Annotated in this window: 26 protein-coding genes; 25 read left to right on the top strand and 1 reads right to left on the bottom strand. The window is 35.0% G+C overall.

The annotated features are described in order from the left end of the window. The first annotated feature begins 72 nt into the window (after positions 1 to 72). The 23 genes from recG to ACTQ54_RS02860 all read left to right on the top strand — a co-directional run bounded on the left by recG (position 73) and on the right by ACTQ54_RS02860 (position 25,087). A complete protein-coding gene (gene recG, locus ACTQ54_RS02970) occupies positions 73 to 2,112 on the top strand; it encodes an ATP-dependent DNA helicase RecG (protein WP_441754525.1) in 2,040 nt (679 codons plus the stop codon). 118 nt (positions 2,113 to 2,230) lie between these two features. Beyond that, positions 2,231 to 3,229, top strand: coding sequence for a phosphate acyltransferase PlsX (gene plsX, locus ACTQ54_RS02965; RefSeq protein ID WP_441754879.1), 999 nt, complete (start codon positions 2,231 to 2,233; stop codon positions 3,227 to 3,229). Positions 3,230 to 3,356: 127 nt separating this feature from the next. After that, complete coding sequence (acpP, locus tag ACTQ54_RS02960) at positions 3,357 to 3,599, top strand: acyl carrier protein (protein WP_441754523.1); 243 nt, start codon at positions 3,357 to 3,359, stop codon at positions 3,597 to 3,599. Positions 3,600 to 3,666: 67 nt separating this feature from the next. Then, positions 3,667 to 4,683 carry an ABC transporter ATP-binding protein gene (locus tag ACTQ54_RS02955; protein ID WP_441754521.1) on the top strand — a complete coding sequence of 339 codons (1,017 nt, stop codon included), beginning with the start codon at positions 3,667 to 3,669 and terminating at the stop codon, positions 4,681 to 4,683. Next, the gene (locus tag ACTQ54_RS02950; protein ID WP_441754520.1) at positions 4,683 to 5,642 is read left to right on the top strand and encodes an ATP-binding cassette domain-containing protein; all 960 of its coding nucleotides are present in this window, start codon (positions 4,683 to 4,685) and stop codon (positions 5,640 to 5,642) included. The genes ACTQ54_RS02955 and ACTQ54_RS02950 overlap by 1 nt, the downstream gene beginning before the upstream one ends. A 1-nt stretch (position 5,643) precedes the next feature. Then, on the top strand, positions 5,644 to 6,606 hold the full coding sequence (gene opp4B, locus ACTQ54_RS02945) for an oligopeptide ABC transporter permease (RefSeq protein WP_441754518.1): 963 nt from the start codon (positions 5,644 to 5,646) through the stop codon (positions 6,604 to 6,606). Between the two features lie 12 nt (positions 6,607 to 6,618). Continuing rightward, the gene (locus ACTQ54_RS02940; RefSeq protein ID WP_441754517.1) at positions 6,619 to 7,536 is read left to right on the top strand and encodes an ABC transporter permease; all 918 of its coding nucleotides are present in this window, start codon (positions 6,619 to 6,621) and stop codon (positions 7,534 to 7,536) included. A 308-nt stretch (positions 7,537 to 7,844) separates the two neighbouring features. Then, the gene (locus ACTQ54_RS02935) at positions 7,845 to 9,623 is read left to right on the top strand and encodes an oligopeptide ABC transporter substrate-binding protein (protein ID WP_441754515.1); all 1,779 of its coding nucleotides are present in this window, start codon (positions 7,845 to 7,847) and stop codon (positions 9,621 to 9,623) included. Positions 9,624 to 10,095: 472 nt separating this feature from the next. Next, positions 10,096 to 11,868, top strand: a complete 1,773-nt coding sequence (locus ACTQ54_RS02930) for an oligopeptide ABC transporter substrate-binding protein (RefSeq protein ID WP_441754513.1) — start codon at positions 10,096 to 10,098, stop codon at positions 11,866 to 11,868. A gap of 165 nt (positions 11,869 to 12,033) precedes the next feature. Beyond that, positions 12,034 to 12,756, top strand: a complete 723-nt coding sequence (gene rnc, locus ACTQ54_RS02925; protein ID WP_441754511.1) for a ribonuclease III — start codon at positions 12,034 to 12,036, stop codon at positions 12,754 to 12,756. Then, the gene (gene smc, locus ACTQ54_RS02920; RefSeq protein WP_441754509.1) at positions 12,737 to 16,291 is read left to right on the top strand and encodes a chromosome segregation protein SMC; all 3,555 of its coding nucleotides are present in this window, start codon (positions 12,737 to 12,739) and stop codon (positions 16,289 to 16,291) included. Before rnc ends, smc begins: the two co-directional genes overlap by 20 nt. 8 nt (positions 16,292 to 16,299) lie before the next feature. Beyond that, the gene (locus ACTQ54_RS02915; RefSeq protein ID WP_441754507.1) at positions 16,300 to 17,115 is read left to right on the top strand and encodes a Cof-type HAD-IIB family hydrolase; all 816 of its coding nucleotides are present in this window, start codon (positions 16,300 to 16,302) and stop codon (positions 17,113 to 17,115) included. A 28-nt stretch (positions 17,116 to 17,143) separates the two neighbouring features. Then, positions 17,144 to 18,163 carry a signal recognition particle-docking protein FtsY gene (ftsY, locus tag ACTQ54_RS02910; RefSeq protein WP_441754505.1) on the top strand — a complete coding sequence of 340 codons (1,020 nt, stop codon included), beginning with the start codon at positions 17,144 to 17,146 and terminating at the stop codon, positions 18,161 to 18,163. Positions 18,164 to 18,324: 161 nt separating this feature from the next. After that, positions 18,325 to 18,648 (top strand): YlxM family DNA-binding protein, encoded by a 324-nt coding sequence (ylxM, locus tag ACTQ54_RS02905; RefSeq protein WP_441754503.1) that lies wholly within the window; start codon positions 18,325 to 18,327, stop codon positions 18,646 to 18,648. Between the two features lie 26 nt (positions 18,649 to 18,674). Continuing rightward, the gene (ffh, locus tag ACTQ54_RS02900) at positions 18,675 to 20,153 is read left to right on the top strand and encodes a signal recognition particle protein (protein WP_441754501.1); all 1,479 of its coding nucleotides are present in this window, start codon (positions 18,675 to 18,677) and stop codon (positions 20,151 to 20,153) included. A gap of 99 nt (positions 20,154 to 20,252) precedes the next feature. Further along, the gene (gene rpsP / locus ACTQ54_RS02895; RefSeq protein ID WP_441754499.1) at positions 20,253 to 20,522 is read left to right on the top strand and encodes a 30S ribosomal protein S16; all 270 of its coding nucleotides are present in this window, start codon (positions 20,253 to 20,255) and stop codon (positions 20,520 to 20,522) included. 31 nt (positions 20,523 to 20,553) lie between these two features. Further along, positions 20,554 to 20,814, top strand: coding sequence for a KH domain-containing protein (locus ACTQ54_RS02890; RefSeq protein ID WP_441754497.1), 261 nt, complete (start codon positions 20,554 to 20,556; stop codon positions 20,812 to 20,814). A 102-nt stretch (positions 20,815 to 20,916) separates the two neighbouring features. Beyond that, a complete protein-coding gene (gene rimM / locus ACTQ54_RS02885; protein WP_441754496.1) occupies positions 20,917 to 21,444 on the top strand; it encodes a ribosome maturation factor RimM in 528 nt (175 codons plus the stop codon). Continuing rightward, positions 21,434 to 22,159 carry a tRNA (guanosine(37)-N1)-methyltransferase TrmD gene (gene trmD / locus ACTQ54_RS02880; RefSeq protein WP_441754878.1) on the top strand — a complete coding sequence of 242 codons (726 nt, stop codon included), beginning with the start codon at positions 21,434 to 21,436 and terminating at the stop codon, positions 22,157 to 22,159. The genes rimM and trmD overlap by 11 nt, the downstream gene beginning before the upstream one ends. A 134-nt stretch (positions 22,160 to 22,293) precedes the next feature. Further along, positions 22,294 to 22,641, top strand: a complete 348-nt coding sequence (rplS, locus tag ACTQ54_RS02875) for a 50S ribosomal protein L19 (RefSeq protein ID WP_441754494.1) — start codon at positions 22,294 to 22,296, stop codon at positions 22,639 to 22,641. A 196-nt stretch (positions 22,642 to 22,837) separates the two neighbouring features. Continuing rightward, positions 22,838 to 23,638, top strand: a complete 801-nt coding sequence (locus ACTQ54_RS02870; protein ID WP_441754492.1) for a sugar phosphate isomerase/epimerase family protein — start codon at positions 22,838 to 22,840, stop codon at positions 23,636 to 23,638. Positions 23,639 to 23,707: 69 nt separating this feature from the next. Beyond that, the gene (locus ACTQ54_RS02865) at positions 23,708 to 24,142 is read left to right on the top strand and encodes a hypothetical protein (protein WP_441754491.1); all 435 of its coding nucleotides are present in this window, start codon (positions 23,708 to 23,710) and stop codon (positions 24,140 to 24,142) included. 18 nt (positions 24,143 to 24,160) lie between these two features. Continuing rightward, entirely contained in the window at positions 24,161 to 25,087 is a 927-nt protein-coding gene (locus ACTQ54_RS02860; protein WP_441754489.1) for a YitT family protein, read from the top strand. A gap of 50 nt (positions 25,088 to 25,137) precedes the next feature. On the opposite strand, the gene ACTQ54_RS02855 is transcribed toward ACTQ54_RS02860, so the two are convergent. Further along, positions 25,138 to 25,965 (bottom strand): Cof-type HAD-IIB family hydrolase, encoded by an 828-nt coding sequence (locus tag ACTQ54_RS02855; protein WP_441754487.1) that lies wholly within the window; start codon positions 25,963 to 25,965, stop codon positions 25,138 to 25,140. 144 nt (positions 25,966 to 26,109) lie between these two features. Between ACTQ54_RS02855 and ACTQ54_RS02850 the strand changes: the two genes are divergently transcribed. Continuing rightward, positions 26,110 to 26,457 carry a metal-sulfur cluster assembly factor gene (locus ACTQ54_RS02850; protein ID WP_441754485.1) on the top strand — a complete coding sequence of 116 codons (348 nt, stop codon included), beginning with the start codon at positions 26,110 to 26,112 and terminating at the stop codon, positions 26,455 to 26,457. A gap of 17 nt (positions 26,458 to 26,474) precedes the next feature. Next, positions 26,475 to 26,861 carry a hypothetical protein gene (locus ACTQ54_RS02845; RefSeq protein ID WP_441754483.1) on the top strand — a complete coding sequence of 129 codons (387 nt, stop codon included), beginning with the start codon at positions 26,475 to 26,477 and terminating at the stop codon, positions 26,859 to 26,861. The last annotated feature ends 75 nt before the right edge of the window (positions 26,862 to 26,936 follow it).

Raw genomic sequence — 26,936 nt, 5'->3', positions numbered from 1 at the left:
TAAATCATAATCAACTGGTTTTAGACAAGTTGATTATGATTTTTTTGTATAAATTGAAAGGGAGGATATTGCATGACTAAAAGTTGGGATGACTTAATAGATAATTTAGCGGGTATTGGTCCTAAACGATTGGCCTTATTTCATCAACTGGGTATTTATACGATTAAAGAATTAATGTTTCATTTTCCCTTTCGATTTGAAGATATTCAAGAACGAGATCTGGTAACTATTTTAGATCAAGAGAAAGTGACCTTAAAAGGAAAGGTTTTAACGACGCCCGTCGTTAATTATTTCGGTCGCAATAAAAGTCGTTTAAGTTTTCGTTTTGCTGTAGGTGACTTTGATGTGATTCAAGTGACGTTTTTTAATCAACCTTATTTAAAAAATCAAATAGAAGTCGGACAAGAACGAGCGATTTATGGTAAATGGGAAGCAGGTAAACAGGCACTATTAGGAATGAAATTATTTGCTAATCAACAAGAAAACAATGATTTATTGGGTGTCTATCGATCAACTCAAGGTTTAAAACAACCGACCATTGTAAATACCATAAAATTAGCATTTGAGGAATATAGGACCGTCATACCAGAAAATATCCCTGATTATTTAAATACTAAATACCGCCTAATCCCACTTGAACAAGCTCTTTTTCAATTACATTTTCCTAAAAATGAAGAAGAAAGAAATCAAGCAAAGCGTAAAATTATTTTTCAAGAATTTTTCTATTTTCAATGGCGTTTGCAAAATGCTAGACGTTTGACGCAAAGTAATCAAGGGCAAGAAATGCATTATGATGTGGACGAATTGAAAAAATGGATTCAACTTTTACCCTACGAATTGACCGATGCACAAAAACAAGGCGTGAATGATATTTGTTATGATTTAATGGCACCTTATCCAATGCGACGGATGTTACAAGGTGAAGTAGGAAGTGGGAAAACAATTGTGGCCTTTCTAGCTATGATTGTAGCTGTTATTTCTGGGTATCAGGCTGCTATGATTGTACCAACAGAAATTTTAGTCCACCAACATATTGAGAAATTCAATCATTTGTTTAAACAATATAATTTAGATGTTGAATATTTAATTAGTGTGATGCCTCAACCAAAAAAACAAGAAGTCCTTTCGCGTTTAGCTTCTGGAGAATTGAAGTTAGTTATTGGAACACATGCTTTATTGCAAGATACCGTTGTGTTTTCTCAATTAGGACTCATTATTATTGATGAACAACATCGTTTCGGTGTTCAACAGAGGCAACAATTGATTGATCGAAATAGCCAAGAAGCAGAAGTGAACCTTCTCCAAATGACAGCAACACCTATTCCAAGATCTTTAGCTCAATCTATCTATGGTGACATGGCTATCTCAACGATTGCGCAATTGCCTAAAGGTAGAAAACCAATTATAACTAAGTGGTATAAAGCAGACCGTTTAGATGAAGTTTATCAGCATATGAAGGAACAAATTGAATTAGGTTTTCAAGTCTATTATGTATTGCCCTTGATTCAAACTTCAGAAGCGCTCGAATCTGTTGAAAATGTTTTAGAAACCGTGAGTAGCTTACAGGTTGTTTTTCCTGAATTAATGGTTGGAATGTTGCACGGACAAATGGATAAAGTTGCCCAGCAATCAGCTATGGAAGATTTTACAGAAAACCGCACGCAGATTTTAGTGGCAACAACAATGGTTGAAGTCGGTGTCGATGTTGCCAATGCGACGATGATGATTATACAGTCTGCCGAGCGCTTTGGTTTGGCTCAACTACATCAATTGAGAGGACGCGTCGGAAGAAGTACATTTCAATCGTATTGCTATTTAATTGGAGACCCTACAACCGAACATGGGAAAAGACGGTTAGAAATAATGTGTGAGAGTCAAGATGGCTTTTATATTAGCCAAGAAGATATGAAATTACGCGGCATGGGAAATTTATTAGGAAGAGAACAAAGTGGGTTACCAACATTTCACTACGCCAATATTATAGAAGATCAAACGATTTTAAATGTGGCGCAAAACGAAGTCAATCACCTAATCCGTCATCCTTATCTCGTTTCCGATGATGAATGGAAAATGCTAAATGATTTTCTCACGCATCAAAAACTAGAAGCATAATTGATGGTTAAATCTATCATCCTTTTAAATAAATAACTCACTAAGCTTAACTTTGTTTCTATTCATTGTTAAGGTATAATAAATCCATTATTACGATATATAGGAGGTTAATCTTATGATTACAATTGCAGTAGATGCAATGGGTGGAGATAATGCTCCCCAAGCAATTGTTGAAGGTGTTAATCGAGCCATTGAGGCATTTGATGATATAGAAATTCAACTTTTTGGAGATCAACAACAAATAAACCAATATTTAAAAGTTAATCCGCGTGTAACGGTCATGCATACAACGGAAGTGATAACAGGTGAAGATGAACCTGTTAAAGCTGTAAGAAGGAAAAAAGACGCTTCCATGGTTGTGGCAGCAAAAGCTGTTAAAGAAGGTCAAGCAAACGCGATTGTGTCAGCAGGAAATACAGGTGGTTTATTGGCTACAGGTTTGCTTGTGGTAGGAAGAATTAAAAATATCGACCGCCCAGGTCTGATGCCTATTTTACCAACATTTTCAGATGAACATAAGCATTTAATTTTAATGGATGCTGGAGCAAATGCTGATACGAAAGTCGAAAACCTTCATCAATTTGCTATTTTAGCGAATTATTATGCAAAAAAAGTACTTGATATTCAAAATCCTCGAATTGGTCTAGTTAACAATGGAACTGAAGAAAATAAAGGAAATGAATTAACTAAACAAGCTTATCAATTATTAAAAAATGATGCACAACTGAATTTCCATGGCAATATTGAAGCAAGTACTATTTTAAATGGCTTGGTTGATATTGCGGTTGTCGATGGTTTTACAGGTAATGCTATTCTTAAATCGTTAGAAGGAACTTCAAGAAATATTTTTAGAGCACTTAAAAATGTTTTATTAAATTCTGGTGTTAAAGCTAAATTAGGTGGATTGCTTGTAAAAGATGCTCTTGGAGCATTAAGAGATAATTTTGATGATACTAAAGAAGGCGGAGCAGTACTTTTAGGAGTAAAAGCGGCCGTTATTAAAGCACATGGTTCATCGAATGCAGAAGCTTTTTATAATGCGATACGACAAGCAAGAAAAGTTGTGCAAACTGACGTTATAAAAGAGATATCAGATTATTTTGAAGCAGAAAAATAACAATTTTAACTTTTCGCATTGTTAAAAAACAATTAGAATGTTAATATTTGAGTAGACATTTTAATATTAAAATTGTAGAATATGTGAATGACTATAAGCTACAGCTTAATAAACTGGAGGTGTAATAATGACAGCCAATAATGAAACTTTTGAAATTGTTCAAAAAATGATTGTAGAACGCTTTGGTGTTCAAGAAGAAAAAGTAACTGAAAAAATGACCTTCGATGATTTAGGTGTTGACTCACTGGATGTGGTGGAATTAGTCATGGAATTAGAAAATCGATTCGGGGTTCAATTTGAAGATGAAAAAATTGAAGAATTGAATAGTATCGAAGATGCAGTTCAGTATATAGAACAATTACGCGACTAATTTTAGGTCAATACAGCAAAGAGTCATAGCTGTTATGGCTTAGTAAATTTCAGAACGGAGGCAAATGATGAACAATAATGAAATACTTTTAGATGTAAAAGATCTACACGTTGGCTTTAGAATCAAAGATGATTACTTTGATGCTGTTGACGGTGTGTCTTTTCAACTAATGAAAAATGAAAAACTTGCTATTGTTGGTGAGTCAGGTTGCGGAAAAAGTACTTTAGCCACTAGTATAGTAGGCTTACATAATCCTATAAACACACGGATAACAGGTGAAATTAACTATCGAAATGAAAACTTAGTTAATTTTAATGAGTCGCGCTACAATGATATACGTGGAAATGATATTGGAATGATCTTCCAAGATCCATTAGCGTCTTTAAATCCTTTAATGAGAATTGAGGATCAAATTGCAGAAGCATTATATTATCATACAAAATTAGATAAAGAACAAAGACACAAACGTGTATTAGAATTACTCGATCAAGTAGGAATTGCGAACCCTCAACGTATGGCGAGACAATATCCACATGAACTTTCTGGTGGTATGAGACAAAGGGTTATTATTGCGATTGCACTTGCATGTAAACCACCTATTATTATTGCTGATGAGCCAACAACTGCTCTAGATGTGACGATTCAAGCACAAATTTTGGACTTATTAAATGATATTCAAGAAGAAACTGAATCAGGAATTATTTTAATTACGCATGACTTAGGTGTTGTTGCTGAAACAGCTGACCGTGTTGCGGTTATGTATGCTGGACAATTCGTAGAAATTGCCCCTGTACATGAGCTATTCAATAATCCAAAACATCCATATACACGTTCATTACTTCGTTCGATTCCACAATCTAATGATATGGTTGATGATAAAACGGGTGAATTACATGTTATTCAAGGTGTGGTTCCACCACTTACTCGCTTGCCGAGAAAAGGATGTCGTTTTGCTTCTCGTATCCCATGGGTAGATGCATCTGCTCACGAAGAGAATCCAACTTTACATGAAGTAGCACCTGGACACTTTGTTCGTTGTACATGTCACGAACACTTTGAATTTGATGAGGAGGTTGTGGTGTAATGGCATTTATAGAAATTAAAGACTTAAAAGTACATTATCCAATTCGTAGCGGCTTCTTCAATCGAGTGACGGATTATGTTTATGCTGTTGATGGTGTTTCATTAGAATTTGAAAGAGGAAAAACTTACGGTTTAGTAGGTGAATCTGGTTCTGGTAAATCAACAATTGGTAAGTCTATTATCGGATTAGAAAAAATTACCTCTGGTCAAATTTTCTATGAAGGTAAAGATGTATCGAGCGAAGCGCGTGACCGTCGTTCAGAGTATAGACGGAATGTTCAAATGATTTTCCAAGATGCTATGTCTAGTTTTAACCCTAAACGTAGAATTAAAGATGTATTAGCTGAACCAATGCGTAACTTCGATAATCTAACTCCTGATGAAGAAAGAAGAAGAAGTATTGAGTTACTTGAAATCGTTGGATTAACTGAAGAAGCCTTAAGTAAATATCCGCATGAATTCTCAGGTGGTCAAAGACAAAGAATCGGTGTTGCAAGAGCTGTTGCCATTAATCCTTTATTGGTTATTGCCGATGAACCTGTTTCAGCTTTAGACTTATCTGTTCAAGCGCAAGTTTTAAACTTTATGAAGAGAATTCAAGATGAGTATAAGATTAGTTATTTATTTATTTCACACGACTTAGGTGTTGTTCGTCATATGTGTGATGAAATTGCCATTATGTATCGTGGACGTTTCACTGAATACGGTGAAAACAGAGATATTTATGATAACCCACAACATATTTATACGCGTCGTCTTTTATCTGCTATTCCAGAAATCAATCCGAATAATCGTGAGAGCAATAAAGAAAATCGTATTCGTGTTGAAAAAGAATACCATGAAAATGCTGCTAAATATTTTACTGAAGAAGGTCGCGTTTATGACTTAAAACCTATTTCAGATACACATAAAGTAGCTTTGGATAATGTTTCATCTGTAGTAGAAAGAGGTGCTATATAATATGTGGAAAACAATATTTCGTAGAATTCTTTTAATGCTTCCGCAATTATTCATCTTAAGTATTATCGTGTTTACCTTAGGAGCTTTAATGCCAGGAGATGCCTTAACTGGTTTAATCGATCCAACGATCGGTCCTGAGCAAATTGAAGCGATGCGTGAGCAATTAGGCTTGAATAAGCCTTGGCCAGAAAGATATGTTGATTGGATTAGTGGAATTCTTCAAGGAGATTTCGGACGTAGTTGGCAATATCGTATGCCTGTTACGCAAATCATTCAACAACGTATTTGGCCAACTTTATGGTTATCATTATTGACGACGATCCTTACTTATTTAATTGCATTACCACTAGGATTATTGTCTGGACGTTATGAAAATTCATGGATTGATAAAGCAGTTAACTTTTATAACTTTTTAAGTTATTCAGTACCTTCATTTGTTTTAGGCTTATTGATGCTTTGGTTATTTGGTTATACTCTAGGTTGGTTCCCAACTCGTGGTACTGTTGGATCACAAGTGAGCCCTGGTACAATTGACTATGTATTATCTCGCTTGAATCATATGATTTTGCCAGCAATGACGTTAGCTTTGATTAGTACGACAAGTACAATTCAATACTTGAGAACAGGTATCATTGATGCTAAATCTCAAGACTATGTACGTACAGCTCGTGCAAAAGGGGTTCCAGAAGGTAAAGTTTATACTAGACATATCTTTAGAAATTCCATGCTACCAATTGCAGCATTTATGGGTTACACCATTACAGGTTTAATTTCTGGTGCAACAATTACGGAAACAATTTTTACTTATCAAGGTATGGGATTATTATTTATTAGTTCAATTAACCAACGTGACTTTAGTGTTATGACGGCTTTAGTACTTCTATTTGGACTAATGACCTTGTTAGGTACACTTTTATCAGATATTATCATGGTATTTGTTGACCCTAGAATAAGAATCGACTAAGGAGGTAGCAGAATGGAAGAGAATCAATTAAATTTGCAACAAGATACTAATACTCAAGAAGTTTCCGCTCCACCGATGGGGTTCGAAGTTATTCGTCGTGAGTTTATGAAGGATAAAATTGCTTTAGGAGCAGTCTTTATCTTAGCGATCATTGTTATCGGGGTATTTATTATTCCTTATTTTCTCAATATTGATGAAGCAACACGTGTAAATATCTTTAATCGTTTTACACCTCCTGGGGAAGATGGTTATATTCTAGGATCTGACGAAGGTGGACGTGATGTTCTTGCACAATTAATTGTAGGAACAAGAAACTCACTCTTTATTGGTTGGATGATCACGATCATTACAGGTATTATTGGAATATCTTTAGGAATTATTTCAGGATATTATGGTGGAATTGTTGATGATATTTTAATGCGTATTGTTGACTTCTTGATGGTTTTACCAACAACCATGATTATCATTGTAGTTGTAACAATTGTTAGACGATTTAATGTTTGGACATTAATTTGGGTTATTTCAGCTTTTGGTTGGACAAGTATTACGCGTCTAATTCGAACTGCTACACTAAGTGAAGCTTCGAAAGATTATGTGAGTGCTTCTAAAACACTTGGAACAAGAGATTGGAAGATCATGTTCTTAGAAGTGATGCCAAACTTGAGTTCGTTGATTATTACAAACTTAACATTAAGCTTTGCTGGGAATATTGGTATTGAAACTGGATTAAGTTTCCTTGGATTTGGTTTACCGGTTGGAACACCTTCTTTAGGAACTTTAATCGGATATGCTAATAGTCCGGATGTTATTGAAAATAAAACTTGGGTTTGGTTACCAGCTGTTTTACTCGTACTTGTTATGATGTTATGTGTTAACTATATTGGACAAGCCTTCAAACGTGCAGCTGACTCCCGTCAACGTTTAGGTTAATTTCAAAATAAATGTATTTGATCAAATCAATATTAAAATGATTAAGATGTATATTAAAAACAGTTTAGATTCTTTCTATTTTAGAAATGAGCCTAAACTGTTTTTTATTTTTATGAGCTAATTTTGTGGATTTTAAAGCATTAAAAGTATTTAAAACTAATAACAAATGATAAAAATGGGTGATAATTAATGCAATATGAGATATATATGAATAAATTCTAATTTAACTATTGATTTTTTTTAATCTTATAGTTATAATACAATTAGTTGTTAGTTGCAACATCAATTTTTAGTAATGGAGGAACAAAATGAAAAAGTCATTAAAGAAATTTTTAGCCTTAACAGCTACAACTTTTACTGCTAGTGCATCATTAGTTGGACCAGCTACTTCGGTTCTTGCTCAAGAAGATGGTGAAACTGCTGAAGGTATTCAGGAATTTGAAACAGTGGTACAAAATGATGAAGAATCAATTGAAGGTGGTACTTTACGTTACGCATTAGTTGGAGATCCATTTGCGGGTGTTTTAAACTCAATGTTATATACTGGTTCGCCAGACTCAACTATTATTGGATTTTTCCAAGAAGGTTTATATGGTTATAACTCAAGTTTTGAAATTGATAACTCAGGATTCGCTGATGTTGAATTCAATGAAGAAGAAAAATCAGTTACATATACTATTCCACAAGATGCTAAATGGAGTGATGGCGAGCCAATCACAATTGATGATGTAATCTTCCCTTATTACGTAATCGGTCACCCAGACTATACTGGTGTTCGTTATGGTGACTCATTCAAAAACGTTGTAGGTATGGAAGAATATCACAATGGAGATGCAGAGGAAATTTCTGGATTAAACCGTGTGGATGACTATACATTAACTGTTAGTTTCATTGAATTTACTCCTTCAATGTTACAAGCGAGTGGTGTGCCAAACTACATCGAACCTGAGCATGTTTTAGGAGAAATCCCTGTTGCTGAATTAGAAGATGCAGATGCTGTACGTTCTACTCCAGTTGGTAACGGACCATTCCGTTTAGTTTCAATCGTACCAGGTGAAGCTGTTACTTTTGAAGCAAATGAGTATTACTATAAAGGTCGTCCTCCAATAGATGAAGTTGTTTTAGAAGTAGTTAATGCAACATCAATTGTAGCTGAATTAAAAGCTGGTAACTATGATATTGCTTCACTTCCAGCAGATCAATATGATACATTTGCTGATGCAACTAACTTCCAAATTTTAGGTGAAGTACAAAACTCATATACTTACATTGGATTTAAATTAGGTACATGGGATGCTGACTTAGGTGAAGTTGTTATGGATGATAGCTTAGTATTAGCTAACAAAGCTTTACGTCAAGCAATGGGTTATGCAATCGATAACGATGCTGTAGGTGCAGAATTCTACTCAGGTTTACGTATGAATGCTAACACACCAATTACACCAAACTTTGACGCATACCACGATCCAAATGTAGAAGGATACTACTACGATCCAGAACGTTCAGCACAATTATTAGCTGATGCAGGTTTTGTTGACAATGATGGTGATGGATTTGTTGAAGATCCAAATGGCGAGCCATTCACATTAGGCTTTGCTTCTATGTCAGGTGGGGAAACCGCTGAGCCATTAGCACAATACTACATGGAATCATGGAAAGCTGTTGGAATTAATGTTGAATTAGTTGATGGTCAATTAATGGAATTCAACTCATTCTACGACCGTGTTGAAGCAGATGATCCAGCAATCCACGTATACCAAGGTGCTTGGGGTACTGGTGGGGATCCAAACCCTTCAGGTCTATACGGGCGTGACTCATTATTCAACTATACTCGTTGGGCAACTGAAGAAAACGATGAGCTAATCGCTCGTATCTCTTCAAGTGAAGCTCTAGACGATGATTACCGTTCACAAGCTTACTCTGACTGGCAAGAATATATTGTTGAAGAAGCTCCATTCATCCCAACATTATATCGTTATGCTTTAGTAGGTGTTAACAACCGAGTGAAAGGTTATGACATGGCAATCGGATCGGATGTTTCATGGGCTGACATTACTTTAACTGCTGAAGAGCCATACGCAGAATAAAATAAATCATTAGATTAAAAATTATCTGGGACAAAAGCTTCCAGCTATCTAACAAACAGAAACCACTCTCTCTTTTATGGGAGAGTGGTTTCTGTTTGTTTTTTTGTCGGTAATTATCAGCAGTTGAGGAGTGCAATGCTGTGCACTTAATGTCAGTGAATACATCCGTAGACCGACAATAGAAGTCTTTAATGTCAGTCAAAGTATTGATTAACAAACAATAAACATCAATATTTGTTCTATCATTAACAATTATACCTTTCTATTTCTGAAAACTAATAAAATTAATAACTTAATCCATTAGCCAGTCATGACATATAATTTTATACTTACACAAACGGTTTGTTTACGCTATATTGATTAACATTTGGTGATAAACATTAAAACTTAATATTTAAATATATTATATTTGCAAATCATCATTAATTGATTTATCATGTATTACATATTTAAATATTGGAGGAAATCATTAATGAGAAAAAGTTTAACAAAGTATGCAACGTTAGCAACGTCAGCTTTGACACTAGGCTCAAGCTTGTCACAAGTTGCACTTGCTACGGTCTCAGCACAAGAAGAAACTGCCTTACCAGAATTTAGTACAGTCGTTCAAAATGATGACGAAGTTATCGAAGGTGGTACTCTATACTACGCTTTAGTAGGGGATCCTTTTGCTGGCGTACTAAACAATATGTATTATACAGCTGGCCCAGATGGATCAATTATTGAATTATTCAACGAAGGTTTATATGGTTACAATGAAAACTTTGAAGTTGATAACTCTGGTTTTGCTGACATTGAATTTGACCAAGAAAACAAACAAGTTACAATCACAATCCCTGAAGGAACACAATGGGATGACGGTGAGCCTTTAACAATTGATGATGTTATTTTCCCATATTATGTTGTTGGTCACCCAGACTATACTGGTATCCGTTATGGTGAAGATTTCCAAAACGTTGTAGGTATGGAAGAATATCACAATGGTGAAGCTGAAGAAATTTCAGGTTTAGAACGTGTAGATGATTATACATTAGTTGTCACATACATTGACTTTAACAATTCAATGTTACAAGCAGGTGGAGGGGTTTCAAGTTATGTTGAACCAGAACACCTTTTAGGCGATATTCCTGTAGCTGAATTAGAAGACAATGAATATGTACGTACAAATCCAGTAGGATTTGGTCCATTTAGAGTAACTAATATCACTCCTGGCGAAGCCGTTACTTATGAAGCGAACGAATATTACTATCGTGGTAAACCATTGATTGATGAAGTTGTATTAGAAGTTGTCAATGCGACATCAGCGGTTGCTGAAATGCGTGCAGGTAACTATGACCTTGCAGCTTTACCAGCAGATCAATATGACACATTTGCGGATGCAACTAATATGCAAGTTTTAGGTCAATTACAAAATACGATGACATACATCGGTTTTAAACTTGGAACATTTGATGCTGAAAATGGTACAAATGTGATGGACGACTCACGTGTAACAAATAATAAAGCATTACGTCAAGCAATGGCTTATGCAATTGATAATGATGCTGTTGGTACTGAGTTTTATAGTGGTTTAAGAACTCGTGCGAATACACATATTACGCCAAACTTTGCTGATTACCATGCTGATGATATCGAAGGATATCCATTCAATCCAGAAATGGCTGTTCAATTATTAAATGAAGCAGGATTTGTTGATAATGATGGTGATGGATTTGTTGAAGATCCAAATGGTGAACCATTTACATTAGGTTTTGCTTCTATGTCAGGTGGGGAAACAGCTGAACCATTAGCGCAATATTACCTACAATCATGGCAAGCAATTGGAGTCAATGTTGAATTAGTTGATGGTCAATTAATGGAAATGAATAGTTTCTACGAACGTGTACAAGCAGATGACCCAGCTATTGATGTATTCCAAGCTGCTTTTGGTACTGGTGGAGATCCAAATCCTTCAGGACTTTACGGCCGTGATGCACAATTTAACTATTCACGTTTTGTAACTGAAGAACACGATGCTTTACTTGCAGCTATTTCATCAGAAGATGCATTTGATGCAGAAGTTCGTCAACAAGCATTCCATGATTGGCAAGCATACATGATTGATGAAGTTCCAACAATTCCAACACTTTACCGTTACAGCTTAATGGCAGTTAATAACCGTGTTAAAGGTTACGATATGGCTATTGGAACAGATGTAAACTGGACTGAAATTGGTCTAACAGCTGAACAACCATTCGCTGAATAATAAAATTAACAATAACTCTAGATTTAACTAGAGGATAAAATGAGACTCTCTGTGATTTGCAGAGAGTCTTGTTTTTCTTTATGCATAGAAAAACATTAGGAGAACTTTGTATGCTGTCTCTAAACGTGATAAAATAGTATAACATGAGTTTGGAAGGAGGTCATTATGTCGAAATTAATCCAGCATTTAGAAAACATTTTAGAAAGCCCTATATCACAAGCACAATTATTTATTACGGCTTTTAATCATACTTCATTTGTTAATGAACAAAAAAATAGTCGTTTACAACATAATGAACGGTTAGAGTTTTTAGGAGATGCCATTCTTGAATTATTAGTCAGTGAATTTCTTTATAAACAATATCCTAACGAACCTGAAGGAAATCTTTCAAGAATGCGGGCACAACTCGTTCAAGAAGCAAGTTTAGCTTATTTAGCTAAAGGCTTAAAATTTCACCAATTTATACAATTAGGTAAGGGTGAATTAGCTAGTGGGGGTAATCAAAGGGATTCAATCCTAGCGGATTGTTTTGAGGCTTTTTTAGCGGCCTTATATCTTGATCAAGGATTAGAAAAAGTAGCTCAATTTCTAAAAAAAGTCATGTTTGAAAAACATCGAATGATAATTGAGAGAATTACAGTCGATTATAAAACATTATTTCAAGAATTGGTTCAGCAACAAGGTAGTGTGTTAATTCAATACAAATTGCTGAGCCAATCGGGACCACCCCATAATCAAGAATTTAAAGTTGGCTTACTAGTCAATAATCAGTTAGTATCAGTTGGGATTGGAAAGAATAAAAAGACAGCTGAAATGCTAGCTGCAAAAAATGGTTTTGAACATATTGACGAAAGAGGTCAGGTAATTAATGTACTTAAGCAGAATTGAAATGACTGGCTTTAAGTCATTTGCAGATAAAACAGTTATAGAGTTTGATAAAGGCATAACAGCCGTCGTTGGACCCAACGGTAGTGGGAAAAGTAATTTGTCAGAAGCTATCCGATGGGTATTAGGCGAGCAATCGGCTAAAAGCTTGCGAGGCAGTAAGATGGAAGATGTTATCTTCAATGGGACGCAACAGCGTAAAGCCGTTAATTTGGCAAAAGTTACCATTGTTTTGAACAATGAAGATCGCTATTTGGATTATGATTTTAGTGAGATTAGTATTACTAGAAGCTATAATCGAAATGGTGAAAGTAGTTATTTTATTAATAATGAAAGCTGCCGTTTAAAAGATATTGTTGATTTGCTATTGGATTCTGGTTTAGGTAAAAATAATTTTTCTATGATATCGCAAGGTAAAGTTGAGAATATTTTCTTGAATAAGCCAGAAGAAAGAAGAGCTATTTTTGAAGAAGCTGCTGGCGTCCAAAAATATCAAGTTCGTAAACAAGAAGCGGAAAGAAAATTAAATAAATCGGCTGATCATTTGAGTCGCGTGAAAGACATTATTCATGAATTAAGTGGTCAATTAAAACCACTAAAAAAACAACGTGAAGCGGCACTCATTTACCAAGAAAAACAAAAAGAATTATCTTCATTAGAAGTTGCTTTATATACACATCAAATTGATCGCTATCGTGTTCAATGGCATGATGCGGATGCAAAATTGCTGGATGTAAATCAAAAAATCCAAAATAATGAAGAACAATTGTTTGAAACTAAATCAAGCTTACAAATTAAGCAAAATGAACTTGAAGACTTGATACAAACCATAGATGAAAATGCGGATCATTTTCAAAAGCAAGTTCAATTTTTAGAACAAAACAAAGCCAAGCAACAAATTTTAAGTCAACAAATTAGTTTTAAAACAAATACCAATGAAGAAAAATTTGCACACTATCAGACGCAATTAAAGCGTCGAGAAGATTTTGAAGAACAGCTGATACAGGCACAAGCAAACTATAAAGAACTTCAAGAGAATCGACATGCGATAAAAGAAGAAGTCAAGGCATTACATACACAAAAAGAGTTATTTACTGAATTTGGTAAAGAACAAGCGGATGCTATTCGTGCCGAAATGATTGATTGGTATCAAAAAGAAGCGACGGCTAAAAATCAATTCAAGCAAAACCAGAATGATATTGAAAAGTTAGTCCTTCAAATCGAAAAAATGCACACCAATCAATTGAATCACAAAACTCGACTAGAGCAAAGCGAACAAGAAAAAATTGAGAGTGAAAAGGACTTGTCGGTAAAAAAACAACACTTAAACGAAATACAGGCACAAGTTAAACACTTAACAGAAAATTTTCAAGCAAAAAGAGAAGAAAGAACGACTGTTCAAAGAACTTTATTTGAACATGAACGTCTGATGAATAATCTAAGTTCAAAACTAGATTCATTACGTCAGATGCAATCAGACTACACTGGCTATTATTCAGGTGTTCGAGCTGTTATGAAAAATGCTGGTCGACTAACAGGAATTGATGGTACAATTGCAGACTTAATTGAGGTTCCAATCGATTTTCAAGTTGCCATTGATCAAGCACTAGGTGCATCGATGCAACATATTGTTGTTCATGACGATACAGCTGCTCGTTCTGCCATTAATTATTTAAAGCAAAATCGTGCCGGTCGAGCGACTTTTTTACCTCGAACGAACATAAAAGGACGTTTTTTGAATCAAAACTATTTGCAAATAGCCCAGCAGCATAGTGGATATATTGGGCTTGCGAGTGAATTAGTTCGATACGATAAGCAAAATCAAGCGATTATCCAAAATTTACTGGGAACAACGCTTATCATGTCATCCATTGAAGCGGCACAATCATTAGCACGACAGTTAAACTTTCAAGTGAAAATTGTAACGTTAGCAGGTGAAGTGTTATTAGCGGGTGGTTCTATCTCAGGTGGAGAATCAAAGCAAAAGAACCATTCAATGTTGAGTAGGCAAACAGAATTGAAAGCTGTTGAGGAACAACATCAAAATGCTTTGACAACACAAAAACAGTATGAAACGCAATTGCGTACAATTGAAGAGAATTTTACAGAATTGGAGCAAAAGCTTGAACAACTCAATTATACATTGAATCAAGCCCAACAAGATTTACGTGCTAGCGAACAAACCTTGCTTCTTCAGCAATCTGAATATAAACAAATCCAGCAACAACTGATGATCTTAAATGTCGATTTGATGGAGCAAGAGAATGAAAAAGAAAGATTATCATCTGAGATAAAAGTTTTAGAGTCAGCCATGGAAGAAGCGAGTCAACAAATTGAAAAGTTAAATACGACGTTAAGTGATTATTCCACTAATGAAGAAGAGCGACGTATGAAGCTTCAAAGCTTAGAACAATCCATTCAGTCAGCGTCAACACAACTTGCTGTAGTGGAGGTTGAAGAACGTCAGCAAAAAGAATCATTAACAAATATTGAAGAGCAGTTAAATCATTTAAATCAAGAAATCACCCAATATTTAAATGCTAGCCAATTAGATGAGGCGGATGTAAAAGAACTAAACAGACAATTGAAGGAAATAGAAGAATCAATTGAACGAACCAATCAAGAAAATACTGCTTTACAAGAAACGCTGATAAACCTTCGACAAGATAGACAAAAATTCAACCTCATGATTCGCGAATTGGAACAAAAATCGGATGATTTTACCCAAGATAATCAAAAGTTATATCAGCAAAAAACCAGCCTAGAAGCTAAAGTTGAAAAAGTAAAAGAATTGATTGATAATCATCTTGACTATTTAAATCAAGAACACCAATTAAGCTATGAAGCTGCTGTCATAGAAGCTGCCGCTATTGATTCGGTTGATAAAGTTCAAAAAACAATTCGCCAATTAAAAACGGATATAGAAAAACTCGGACCAATAAACATCGCTGCAATAGAAGATTTTGACCAACTGAATGAACGCTATCAGCATTTGACCGAACAAGAAGAAGATTTATTGCTTGCGATTAGTCAATTACAAGCGACGATGGATCAGATGGATAAAGAAGTGATTAAACGATTTAGTGAAACCTTTAATCAAATCAATCATCAATTTCAAAAAACCTTTAGAAAGCTTTTTGGTGGTGGAGAAGCCACTTTAAAACTATCTGATTCATCGAATATGTTAACAACTGGAGTGGACATAATCGCTCAACCACCGGGTAAGAGAAAGCAGCAACTCGCCTTACTTTCTGGTGGAGAACGAGCATTTACTGCGATTGCATTATTGTTTGCTATTCTAGAAACAAAACCTGTACCATTTTGTGTCCTTGATGAGGTAGAAGCAGCACTGGATGATGCGAACGTTGACCGTTATGGTCAATATTTACAAAACTTCACTGAAAATACCCAATTTATTGTTATTACACATAGAAAAGGTACAATGGAACATGCAGATGTCTTATATGGTGTAACTATGCAAGAATCAGGCATTTCAAAACTCGCATCCGTACGCTTAAGTGAAGCAGTTTATGAGTAGGAGGATTTATGACGATTAAACTTATAGCAATCGACTTAGATGGAACATTATTAAATGAAAGCAGACAAATCTCACAAGCAGATTTTGAAGCATTGCATTATGCACATAAAAAAGGTGCAAAAATTGTTCTTTGTACAGGTAGACCTTATTTAGCTATGAAGGACTTTGTTGAGCAAATAGGCCTTAACACCAAAGATGATTTTGTTATTACTTATAATGGTGGCCAAGTACATGCCGCAAATGATGGAAGTGTCGTTGTAGGACATACTCTTTCGAAAACAGATGTGTTAGAGTGGTATTATCAACTAAAATCGATTGGCTTACCGATTAGTATTATCGATCAAACAACCATCTATGAACCAATCTCTGATCATACGACTGTAAAATCAGACTATATTGAACGAACTTCAACCAATTTACCGTCAGAAGTCTTAGATTTTAATCAAATCCATGATGACCATGTGTTTAATAAGTTTGTAGTTAGTACGAGTCCCGAATTTTTGGATAGCAGGATAGCTTTAATTGAAGACAGATTGTTACAATCTTATTCAGTTTTTAAATCGCGGCCTTTCTTACTTGAAATAGTAGCAAAAGGCGTTAATAAAGGTAATACATTGAAGGAATTAGGTCAAAAGTTAAATATTCAACCGTCAGAAATGATGGCAATTGGAGACCAGGAAAACGACTTATCGATGATTAACCTAGCTGGTGTTGGTGTCGCAATGGGGAATGCTATTCCTGAAGTGAAAAAACAAGCTGATTTTGTAACTCTTGATAATGAAAATGCTGGTGTGAGTTATGCCATCCATCATTTTTTAGGATAGTAAGGATAGTTTAAAAAGGAGTGAGAATATGGGATTATTTGATCGAATAAAACGTGCATTTACTGGTGAAGACCAAGTTGTAAAAGAAGAATTAAAACAAAAAGATTCTGAGATAACCTTTGAGACCTACGACAGAGGAATGGAAAAAACACGTAAGAATTTTTCTGAACGTATCGCAAGTTTATTTACTAGTTTTCGCGAAATTGACGATGAGTTTTATGATGATTTAGAAGAAGCATTTATTGGTGCGGATGTTGGTTTTAATATGACCATCGCCATTACAGATGCGATTCGCGATGCCATTGAGCGTGAAGGGGCAAGCAAACAAGAAGATGTAAAACGGATTGTTCTCGAAGAAATGGTTAATATCTATGAGAAAAATGAAGAAAATAATGTTGCAATCCGTGAAAATCCTAATGGTCCAACGGTAGTCTTATTTGTTGGGGTTAATGGGGTTGGAAAAACAACCTCGGTTGGAAAAATTGGTTATAACTTGAAACAAGAAGGCCATAAAGTCTTATTAGCAGCAGCGGATACCTTTAGAGCAGGAGCGATTGAACAATTAAATGTCTGGGGCGAACGCTTAGATATCCCTGTTGTGACAGGTAAGGCTAACAGTGATCCAGCAGCCGTTGTTTACGATGCGGTCAAACGTGCTAATGAAGAGCAATTTGATTATTTATTAGTAGATACAGCTGGACGACTTCAGACTAAAGCCAATTTAATGCAAGAATTAGCTAAAATGAAACGTATTATTGAAAGAGAAAATCCTAATGGGATACAAGAAGTTCTCTTAGTCCTAGATGCAACAACAGGACAAAATGCACTGATTCAAGCTAAACAATTTAATGAAGCTACCGATATTACTGGGCTTGTTTTAACGAAATTAGATGGAACAGCAAAAGGTGGCGTGGTCTTATCTATCCGTTATGAATTGGATATACCCGTGAAATTTATTGGGCTGGGCGAAAAAGCCACAGATTTACAGCAATTTGATCCAGAACAATATATGTATAATTTAGTTTCTGATGTTATCGAACAAAAATAAATAAATACAATGCCGAATGTTTCAATATGTATTTCCATATTGTTAAACATTCGGTTTTTGCAGTCATATTATACGATTGCTATTTGTAGGTCTATCTTAAACATGATAAAATAGTAGAAGCTTGTATGACTAATCAAATAAAAATAGAATAGGGGTGTCTTATGTTAGTTGAAAAGACAGTATATTTTGGTCGCTTATTTTCATTATATAAGCCCTTATTAACAACTAGACAACAAGAAATGTTATCTCTTTATTATGAGGAAGATTTTTCTCTTAGTGAGATAGCCGAGCAATTTGAAATAAGTCGTCAAGGGGTTCTTGATACCATCCGCCGTGGTGAAAAACTCTTAGAAAATTATGAAGATGCTTTACATATGAATGCCAATAGGCTGAAGCGAATCGAATTATTGGAAGAATTACAGTCCATGAGTGAAGATAAACAAATGATTGAGTTAGTCAAGCAGTTAAGAAATTTAGATGAATAAAGTAGTATAAAGATAAGAGGGATAATATGGCATTTGAAGGACTATCAGAGCGTCTACAATCTGCGATTAGTCAGGTTGGTAAAGGCGGTCGTATAACAGAAGCAGATTTAAAACAAATGATGCGTGAAATCCGCTTGGCGTTATTGGAAGCGGACGTTAACTTTAAAGTCGTTAAAACATTTGTTAAAAATGTAAACGACCGTGCACTAGGTTCAGATGTACTTGAATCGTTGTCGCCTGCACAACAAGTCGTAAAAATTGTTGATGAAGAATTAACAGCTTTAATGGGGGGCGAACAAGTACCATTAAATATTTCAAAACAACCACCTACCATTATTATGATGGTTGGTTTGCAAGGAGCAGGTAAAACAACCACTGTTGGGAAACTAGCTAAATATTTAACAAAGAATGGACATAAAAAACCATTATTAGTTGCAGGAGATATTTATCGACCTGCTGCGATTGATCAATTACAAACCATTGGTCAACAATTAAATTTTGATGTCTTCCAATTAGGGACGCAAGTTAACCCGGTTGATATTGCTAAACAAGCACTAGAACAAGCGCGTAGAAATAGCAATGAAGTTGTTATCATCGATACGGCTGGTCGTCTACATGTTAATGAAGAGTTAATGGAAGAATTGCGTCAAATTAAACAAGCTGTTCAACCGCATGAAATATTATTAACTGTCGATGCTATGACTGGTCAGGATGCAGTTAACGTAGCGGAAGCCTTTAATGATGCTCTGGAGATTACTGGGGTCGTAATTACAAAATTAGATGGGGATACTCGCGGAGGGGCAGCCCTTTCTATCCGTTCGATTACTGACAAACCGATTAAATTTACGGGTCAAGGTGAAAAATTAGATGATCTAGATGTCTTCTATCCAGAACGTATGTCAAGCCGTATTCTTGGTATGGGAGATATGATGACCCTTATTGAGAAGGCACAACAAGATTTTGACGAGGCTAGAGCAGCTGAACTTTCTGAAAAGATTAAAGATGCTTCTTTTGATTTTAATGACTTTGTTGAGCAACTAGACTCAGTTAATAAAATGGGATCGATTAAAGATATTATTAAGATGATTCCAGGACTAAGTAATATACCTGGCGTGAACGAAGCTGATATTGACGACAAAGATATGAATCGTGTGAAGGCTATCGTTCATTCAATGACACCTGAAGAACGTGCGAATCCAGACATTATTTCACAAAGCCGCCGTCGAAGAATTGCTGCTGGTTGTGGCCAGTCGCTAGCTGAAGTTAACCGTATGATCAAACAATTTAATCAAATGCGTGATTTGATGAGCCAAGTGTCTAACGGTAAGTCTAAAGGCATGCGTAAAATGATGAACCAATTAAGTCAAATGCAAGGCGGAATGGGTAACCAAATGGGCATGCCTAATATGAATGAACGATCTTTTATGACTCCTGAGCAAATGCAAAAAGAAGCCGAAGAGAAAAAAATTCAACGTCGTCTTAAAAAATTACGTAAACGCAGATAAAAGTTGTAAAAAAATTAACTGTAAAGGGAAAAGACTTTACAGCCTAAAAAAAATCTGCTAGAATATCTAATTGTGATTGAAATACTCGGAGGTGAAAAAATGTCAGTTAAAATTCGTTTAAAACGTATGGGTTCTAAGAAATCTCCTTTTTACCGTATTGTTGTAGCAGATTCTAGAAGTCCTCGTGATGGTCGTATCATTGAAAAAATTGGTACATACAACCCATTAACAGAACCAGCAACTTTAAACATCGAAGAAGATTTAGCTATGAAATGGTTATCTAACGGTGCACAACCATCAGATACTGTCCGTAATTTATTATCTTCTCAAGGTATTATGCAAAAATTCCACGAAAGCAAACAAAAGTAACAAATCGTTAATAAGTAAAGGAAGTAATTAAATGCCTAACATTGAAGCTTTATTGATGACGATAATAGAACCTTTGGTCGCTTACCCAGAAGATTTGTCGATAGTTATAGAGGATACTGCTGATTTTACTGAATATCATATTCATTTAAATCCAGAGGATATTGGACGTGTTATTGGGAAAAAAGGTCGTGTTGCACGAGCAATTCGTACCATTATTTATAGTATCCGCACAAATGACGGGAAACGTTCACGTGTCGTTATTGCTAACGATAATGAGGATGCAACCGAATAATGTAAGCTCTAGTTGGATTGTTTATATCTGACTAGAGTTTTTTTAAAGCAAACGGAGATATTTATTTAAGAGTTGTAAATGGTAATGAAGTGAGGTGGAGTAATGACACAGTATAAAATTGCGCGGATTGTTAATACGCATGGTATTAAAGGTCAAGTGAAAATTATTGCAGAAACGGATTTTGTTGATGAGCGTTTTAAAAAGGGCAATCAACTCAATATAGTTAAAGATAATCAATTGATGCAAGTAGTGCATGTTGAGTCCATTATTCAACATAAGGGGACGTATCTTGTTTCTTTCCGTGAATTCAATAACATTAACCAAGTTGAAGTTTTTAAAGATGCCTGGCTAACGATAGATAAAGATCAGCAAGAGGAATTAGAAGATGATTCATTTTATCATCATCAAATTATTGGCTTAGATGTTATAACGACCGAAGGGCTTCAATTAGGTAAAATCAAAGAGATTTTAACGCTTGGTTCCAATGATGTTTGGGTGGTTAAGCGTAAAGAAGCTGGTAAAAAAGAAGCTTTAATTCCTTATATTGAAGATGTTGTCAAAACGGTTGATTTGGACAAACAATTAGTCACTATCGAATTGATGGAAGGACTTATTGATGATGCAAATTGATATCCTTACTTTATTTCCTGAAATGTTTCAAAGTTTAAATATCTCATTATTAGGCTTAGCTCAAGAAAATGAATTGTTGACAATCAACACGCATAATTTTCGTGAATATGCGGTCAACAAACATGGCCATGTGGATGATTATTTATATGGTGGTGGCGCTGGGATGCTATTGCGTGTTGAACCGGTTGTTGATATGCTCGAATCGATTGATAAAAAGCCAAATACTCGTATTGTATTGGTCGATCCAATTGGCAAGCCATTTAATCAAGCTATTGCGTCAGAATGGTCAAAAGAAGATCAGTTAATCTTCATTTGCGGGCATTACGAAGGTTATGATGAACGTATTCGTTCCTTTGTAACTGACGAAGTGTCACTAGGCGACTTTGTCCTAACGAATGGCGAAATGGCTGCCATGGTCATGATCGATGCAACGGTTCGCTTAATTCCTCAAGTCTTAGGTAATCAAGCGTCGATTGTACAAGAATCGTTTCAAGAAAATTTATTAGAACATCCACAATATACACGACCAAGAGAATATCGCGGCATGGAAGTTCCTGAGGTACTTTTAAGTGGTAACCATCAAAAAATTGAAGAGTGGAAACGAATCGAATCCTTAAGACGAACTTGGCAAAGAAGGCCTGACTTAATTCAAGAAGACGCCTTATCTAGTCAAGACAGAGAGTGGTTAAAAGCAATTCAAGAAGAAAAAATATAGTAAATGCTTATTTTAGTCTTTACTTTTTATGATATTTTAGTATAATATTACAAGTGGTCTACTGACCCTTAATTAACGATATTCCGCTAAATTGATTGATCTTTTTAAGAATATTTGTTGAAAGGAGAAAGAAAATGAGTCAAATTATTGATAAAATTACTCAAGCTCAATTACGTGATGATGTTCCTGACTTTCGTCCTGGAGATACTGTTCGTGTACACGCTATGATCGTCGAAGGCGAGCGCGAGCGTATTCAATTATACGAAGGTTTAGTTATTAAACGTCGTGGAAGTGGTATTAGCGAAACTTACACTGTACGTAAAATTTCTAACGGTGTTGGTGTAGAAAGAACTTTCCCAGTTCATTCACCACGTGTTGCAAAAATTGAAGTATTACGTAAAGGTAAAGTACGTCGTGCTAAACTTTACTACATCCGTAAATTATCTGGTAGAGCTGCTCGTATCCAAGAGCGCGGAAGATAATTCATCTTTTGTAAATAAATATTTAATGGCGCGAGGCGTCAAAAATAAACCAGTTGTTTTCTATGTAAATTTTACTAGAAAGCAGCTGGTTTTTTCGTCTGAAAATTTTAATTAAGAAATTAAGTGTCTCTTTACTATATTTAGCCTATAATGAAAGATAAATAAGTATCTGAAATATTAAAGGGAGGTTTTTTAGATGAAAATTGCAATGTTTAACGCACATATCAATGATGCGGTAAGACAAACTAGCAAAACACGCCAAGAAATTTTAAGTCAGTTAAGTCAAATGGGTGTAACGGCCTTAGAGTACGGGATTCAAGAATTGGATGATATTGAAGCAGTTAAAGAAGAATTAGCTATGTTTAATATGGAAATTTGTTCAATTTTTGAGCATTGTCATTTTGAAATAGATGATACAGTAGACAATCGAATCGTTGATGTTGCAGATGAATTAGGGGTGGATAAGCTATTGATTGTACCAGGCTTTCTCAGAGATAATATAGCAAAAGATGAGGTCATGACACGATGCGTCAATGGACTCCGGTCATTAATTGAGTACGCCAAAACTAAAAATATCACTGTGACAATCGAACCTTTTGACTCTAATGAAAGTGTTATGCCAGATATTGCAAGTTTATTATATTTTGGTGAAGCATTAAATGAACTAAAATATACTTTTGATACGGGTAACTTTATTTATAGTGGGGAAGATGAATTAGAGGCCTTTGAAATACTAGTTGACCGAATTGTCCATGTTCATTTGAAAGACCGAACTAGTCAAGTAGTTGAAGGTGCAGATCCGACAGTGTTACCGAACAAAGATAAAGTGTATGCAAGCTCAGTAGGAGCTGGGATGATTCAAATGCCTGCGATTTTAGATCGTCTAAACGAAAGAGGCTATCAAGGTTACTTAACCATTGAACATTTTGGTGCTAGCAATTATTTACAAACAATGTATGACTCGGTGTCTTGGTTAAATCAAAAGTTAAATAAATAACCTTTTGCGTATATAGATTTATTTGATATACTGAATAAGTACGATGAAAAAATTAAAAGGAGTTTTGACATGTCTTTAAAAGAAAATTTCGAAGCAATTTTAAAAGAAAAAAAATTACCAGCTAGTTATCAAGAGATTGAAGATGGACACCACTTATATCGTTTTCAAATTAGAGTAACTAAAGAATTAGCATTAGTAGTTGAAGTGATTATTCAAAATACCGATAAAACTTCATCTGATGCTCAAATTATCTTTAGAAATATCCATTCAGTCATGGACTATAATAAACGTGGTGAAGCATTAGAATTAATTAACGAATTAAATGAAATGAAAACAGGTTATTATAGCTTATTTTTAGCTGGAGATGGTGAAATTTTCTTAAGAAGCTTATTGCGTATGACAGAAGAAGCTACTCCATTATATGAGACAATTGTATTTGGCTCAAAAATTGCACGAAATCTAAAAATGGAATTAGATAATACCTTAGGTACTCGTCCTGAATAAGAAAGTGAAGGTGAGTGAGTGATTAACCAATATTTAAGCAATAATCCCAGAGCTAATTTTATTTTTCAGTTGTTAGTTGCTTTATTTGCTGCTACATGTTTCGCAGTCAGTTTAAATATGTTTTACATACCAGGAAATATTTATAGTAGTGGTGCCATAGGTATTGCTCAATTATTGACTTACTTTACTGAACAAACCGCCTATGGACATATAATGAATACAGCCAATTTGTACTTTATTATTAATGTCCCATTATTATTTTTATCATGGTTTAAACTAGGTAGACATTTTACGATTATGACAATCGTAGTCGTTGTTTTAACGACGCTCATGACAAACCTAATACCTGTTGTACATGTTTCGCAAGAACCCTTATTAAATGCCATTGTCGGTGGGGTTATCGGTGGTGTTGGTACAGGTGTAGTGATTAAGTTTGGATTATCCGGTGGTGGACTTGATATTTTAACCATCTATTTATCCCGTGTCATGGAGATGAACGTAGGATTTTTAACATTTATCATCAATCTGTTTATTATTGTAGGTTCAGGTATCTTATTTAATTGGGAAGTAGCCCTGTATTCAATCATTGCTATTTTTGTTGCTGGCTGGATGATCGATGCCATTCATACGAATGATCAACGATTGACGGTTTTCATTGTCACTGATAAAACACCAACCATGCTAAAAAATATCCATGAACGTCTTTTGCGTGGTGCAACGATAATAAATGGCCGCGGTGGTTATTCAGGTGCATCGAGAGATGTCTTAATGGTTGTGATCAACCGTTACGAACTTCATTCATTACAATTAATCATAGCTGATATCGATCCAAGTGCTTTTGTTAATATTATTCAATCCAATAAAGTTATGGGGAACTTTTTAAATAGAGATCAACAAAACCAAATGCGTGAAGATGTAAGAAAGCATGAGCAATTAGTAATATAACTATAAAACCAACATTTCGTTTTACAGAAATGTTGGTTTTATTATGCTTATTAGTATAAATCAGAAGATTTGATGTCGAAGTATTCAATTAAGTATTTGGCAAGTCCTTCTTGATCATTTGTAAAGTTCGTTTGAGCATTTGCAACAGCTTTAACTTCATCAATGGCATTTTTCATGGCAACACCATGTCCTGCAAAATCAATCATTTCGATATCGTTATCTTCATCACCAAAGGCAATAACGGCTTCTTGTGGAATACGGTGAAAATTCGCAATTGCTTGTACGCCAACAGCTTTATTAATCCCTTTACGTACAACTTCCAAGCAGGGTAGTTGTCCACCCCAAGTTCGAACCGAAACTTGATCACCATATCTTTCATTAATGTTTTTTGCGATATTATCTAAACGATTGTCAGATGAAAAAACAGTTAATGCAGTCGGGTTATAGGTCAAAGATTCTCTAGATAGTCTAGAGATTTGATCTAAATTAAAGGGATCAAAGGGACTATCTGGCAAATTCATAGAAGAAGTAAATAATTGGTTACGTCCTTCAGCCATTAATAAGTCTATCTCAAGTTCTTTTTGGTGGGCAAACAATTCAAAGGCAATTTCACGATCCAAAGCAATATGATAAGATGGTATATAACCACTATGATTTGGAAAATGACACAAAGCACCATTGAAATTAACAATTGGGGCATGGATATTTAATTCACGATAAATATGTTCACTGTTTCGATAAGGTCGGCCTGTTACAATACAAACAAGATGACCTAGCTCGTCTAGATGGCGTAACGTACGTATCGTTAATTCAGATAGTTTAGATTGATTATTTAAGGTTGTGCCATCTAAATCAATGGCAATCAGATGTTGTTGCATAAAGTTATTATCTCCTTAAGTATGCGATATATTCGATAGGCTTAATTATAACGAATTTATAAGTATTTAACAAATCACTTTCATTTACTTAGATGAAGGTTTAGACTAATAGTGACCTGTAAAGAAAAACATTCGCTTTAAATTATGGAGGAAAGGATAGAAAAAATGAATTTATTAGATAAAAATGAAGAATTATTAACCACAGTTTATGAAGCCTTAGAAAAAGTGATTGACCCGGAGTTAGGCATTGATTTAGTTAATTTAGGATTAATTTATAATGTCGGCATTGATGATGCTGGAATATGTCATATTGAAATGACGCTAACAACAACTGGCTGTCCTTTAGTAGATGTTATCGTCGATGACATCAATCGTGAAGTAAAAAAAATTGCCGCTATTACAGATGTTGAAATCGAATTTGTTTGGTATCCAGCGTGGACACCTGACAAAATGAGTCGCTATGCCAAAATAGCCTTAGGAATTAGAGCATAAAGGAAAGGGAAATATTTTTGACCAAAGAAAAACAATTTATTACACATTCAGTAAATTTAGCGGAAAATGCAAAACCGTTTTTGGATCAATTTCAAATCTATATCTTTTTATATGCTGATCCATCCCGAATCGCTACAGATATACGAACGAGTTTCCCTTATTTAATGCAAGAAGACCGTCAAAAAATAGACAGTCTCATTGAAGAAGCTTACTTTCAATATCTGTCACAAACAAATAATCATTCTGTCATTCATCATTTAAGCGCTATTGAATCATTTATTCAGTATTTCCAGCCACTTTTACTTGATGCATACAGATATGACTCGGGTATTAATATTGATAGTATTGCCTTGGAGTTATATCTTGAAACCTATCAAACTGAAAGTTCATTTAAAAATAAATAAATCAGATAAAATGATTGACCAATCCTGACTAAAGGTGTATAATGTAATTAAGCTCAATTAGATGGGCTTTCTTTT

Source organism: Fundicoccus sp. Sow4_H7 (genome assembly GCF_052115865.1).
Taxonomy (GTDB): Bacteria; Bacillota; Bacilli; order Lactobacillales; family Aerococcaceae; genus Fundicoccus_A.
The sequence above is the reverse complement of the archived record's forward strand: the minus strand, read 5'-3'. Positions and strand labels throughout refer to the sequence as shown.

Coding starts and splice junctions, on each gene's coding strand:
- ylxM (WP_441754503.1), top strand. CDS start 18,325: ATGTTAGTTGAAAAGACAGTATATTTTGGTCGCTTATTTTCATTATAT.
- opp4B (WP_441754518.1), top strand. CDS start 5,644: ATGTGGAAAACAATATTTCGTAGAATTCTTTTAATGCTTCCGCAATTA.
- ACTQ54_RS02865 (WP_441754491.1), top strand. CDS start 23,708: ATGTCTTTAAAAGAAAATTTCGAAGCAATTTTAAAAGAAAAAAAATTA.
- acpP (WP_441754523.1), top strand. CDS start 3,357: ATGACAGCCAATAATGAAACTTTTGAAATTGTTCAAAAAATGATTGTA.
- ACTQ54_RS02950 (WP_441754520.1), top strand. CDS start 4,683: ATGGCATTTATAGAAATTAAAGACTTAAAAGTACATTATCCAATTCGT.
- trmD (WP_441754878.1), top strand. CDS start 21,434: ATGCAAATTGATATCCTTACTTTATTTCCTGAAATGTTTCAAAGTTTA.
- recG (WP_441754525.1), top strand. CDS start 73: ATGACTAAAAGTTGGGATGACTTAATAGATAATTTAGCGGGTATTGGT.
- ACTQ54_RS02915 (WP_441754507.1), top strand. CDS start 16,300: ATGACGATTAAACTTATAGCAATCGACTTAGATGGAACATTATTAAAT.
- ACTQ54_RS02850 (WP_441754485.1), top strand. CDS start 26,110: ATGGAGGAAAGGATAGAAAAAATGAATTTATTAGATAAAAATGAAGAA.
- ffh (WP_441754501.1), top strand. CDS start 18,675: ATGGCATTTGAAGGACTATCAGAGCGTCTACAATCTGCGATTAGTCAG.
- ftsY (WP_441754505.1), top strand. CDS start 17,144: ATGGGATTATTTGATCGAATAAAACGTGCATTTACTGGTGAAGACCAA.
- ACTQ54_RS02930 (WP_441754513.1), top strand. CDS start 10,096: ATGAGAAAAAGTTTAACAAAGTATGCAACGTTAGCAACGTCAGCTTTG.
- ACTQ54_RS02955 (WP_441754521.1), top strand. CDS start 3,667: ATGAACAATAATGAAATACTTTTAGATGTAAAAGATCTACACGTTGGC.
- rpsP (WP_441754499.1), top strand. CDS start 20,253: ATGTCAGTTAAAATTCGTTTAAAACGTATGGGTTCTAAGAAATCTCCT.
- ACTQ54_RS02855 (WP_441754487.1), bottom strand. CDS start 25,965: ATGCAACAACATCTGATTGCCATTGATTTAGATGGCACAACCTTAAAT.
- smc (WP_441754509.1), top strand. CDS start 12,737: ATGTACTTAAGCAGAATTGAAATGACTGGCTTTAAGTCATTTGCAGAT.
- ACTQ54_RS02935 (WP_441754515.1), top strand. CDS start 7,845: ATGAAAAAGTCATTAAAGAAATTTTTAGCCTTAACAGCTACAACTTTT.
- ACTQ54_RS02870 (WP_441754492.1), top strand. CDS start 22,838: ATGAAAATTGCAATGTTTAACGCACATATCAATGATGCGGTAAGACAA.
- ACTQ54_RS02890 (WP_441754497.1), top strand. CDS start 20,554: ATGCCTAACATTGAAGCTTTATTGATGACGATAATAGAACCTTTGGTC.
- ACTQ54_RS02940 (WP_441754517.1), top strand. CDS start 6,619: ATGGAAGAGAATCAATTAAATTTGCAACAAGATACTAATACTCAAGAA.
- rimM (WP_441754496.1), top strand. CDS start 20,917: ATGACACAGTATAAAATTGCGCGGATTGTTAATACGCATGGTATTAAA.
- rnc (WP_441754511.1), top strand. CDS start 12,034: ATGTCGAAATTAATCCAGCATTTAGAAAACATTTTAGAAAGCCCTATA.
- rplS (WP_441754494.1), top strand. CDS start 22,294: ATGAGTCAAATTATTGATAAAATTACTCAAGCTCAATTACGTGATGAT.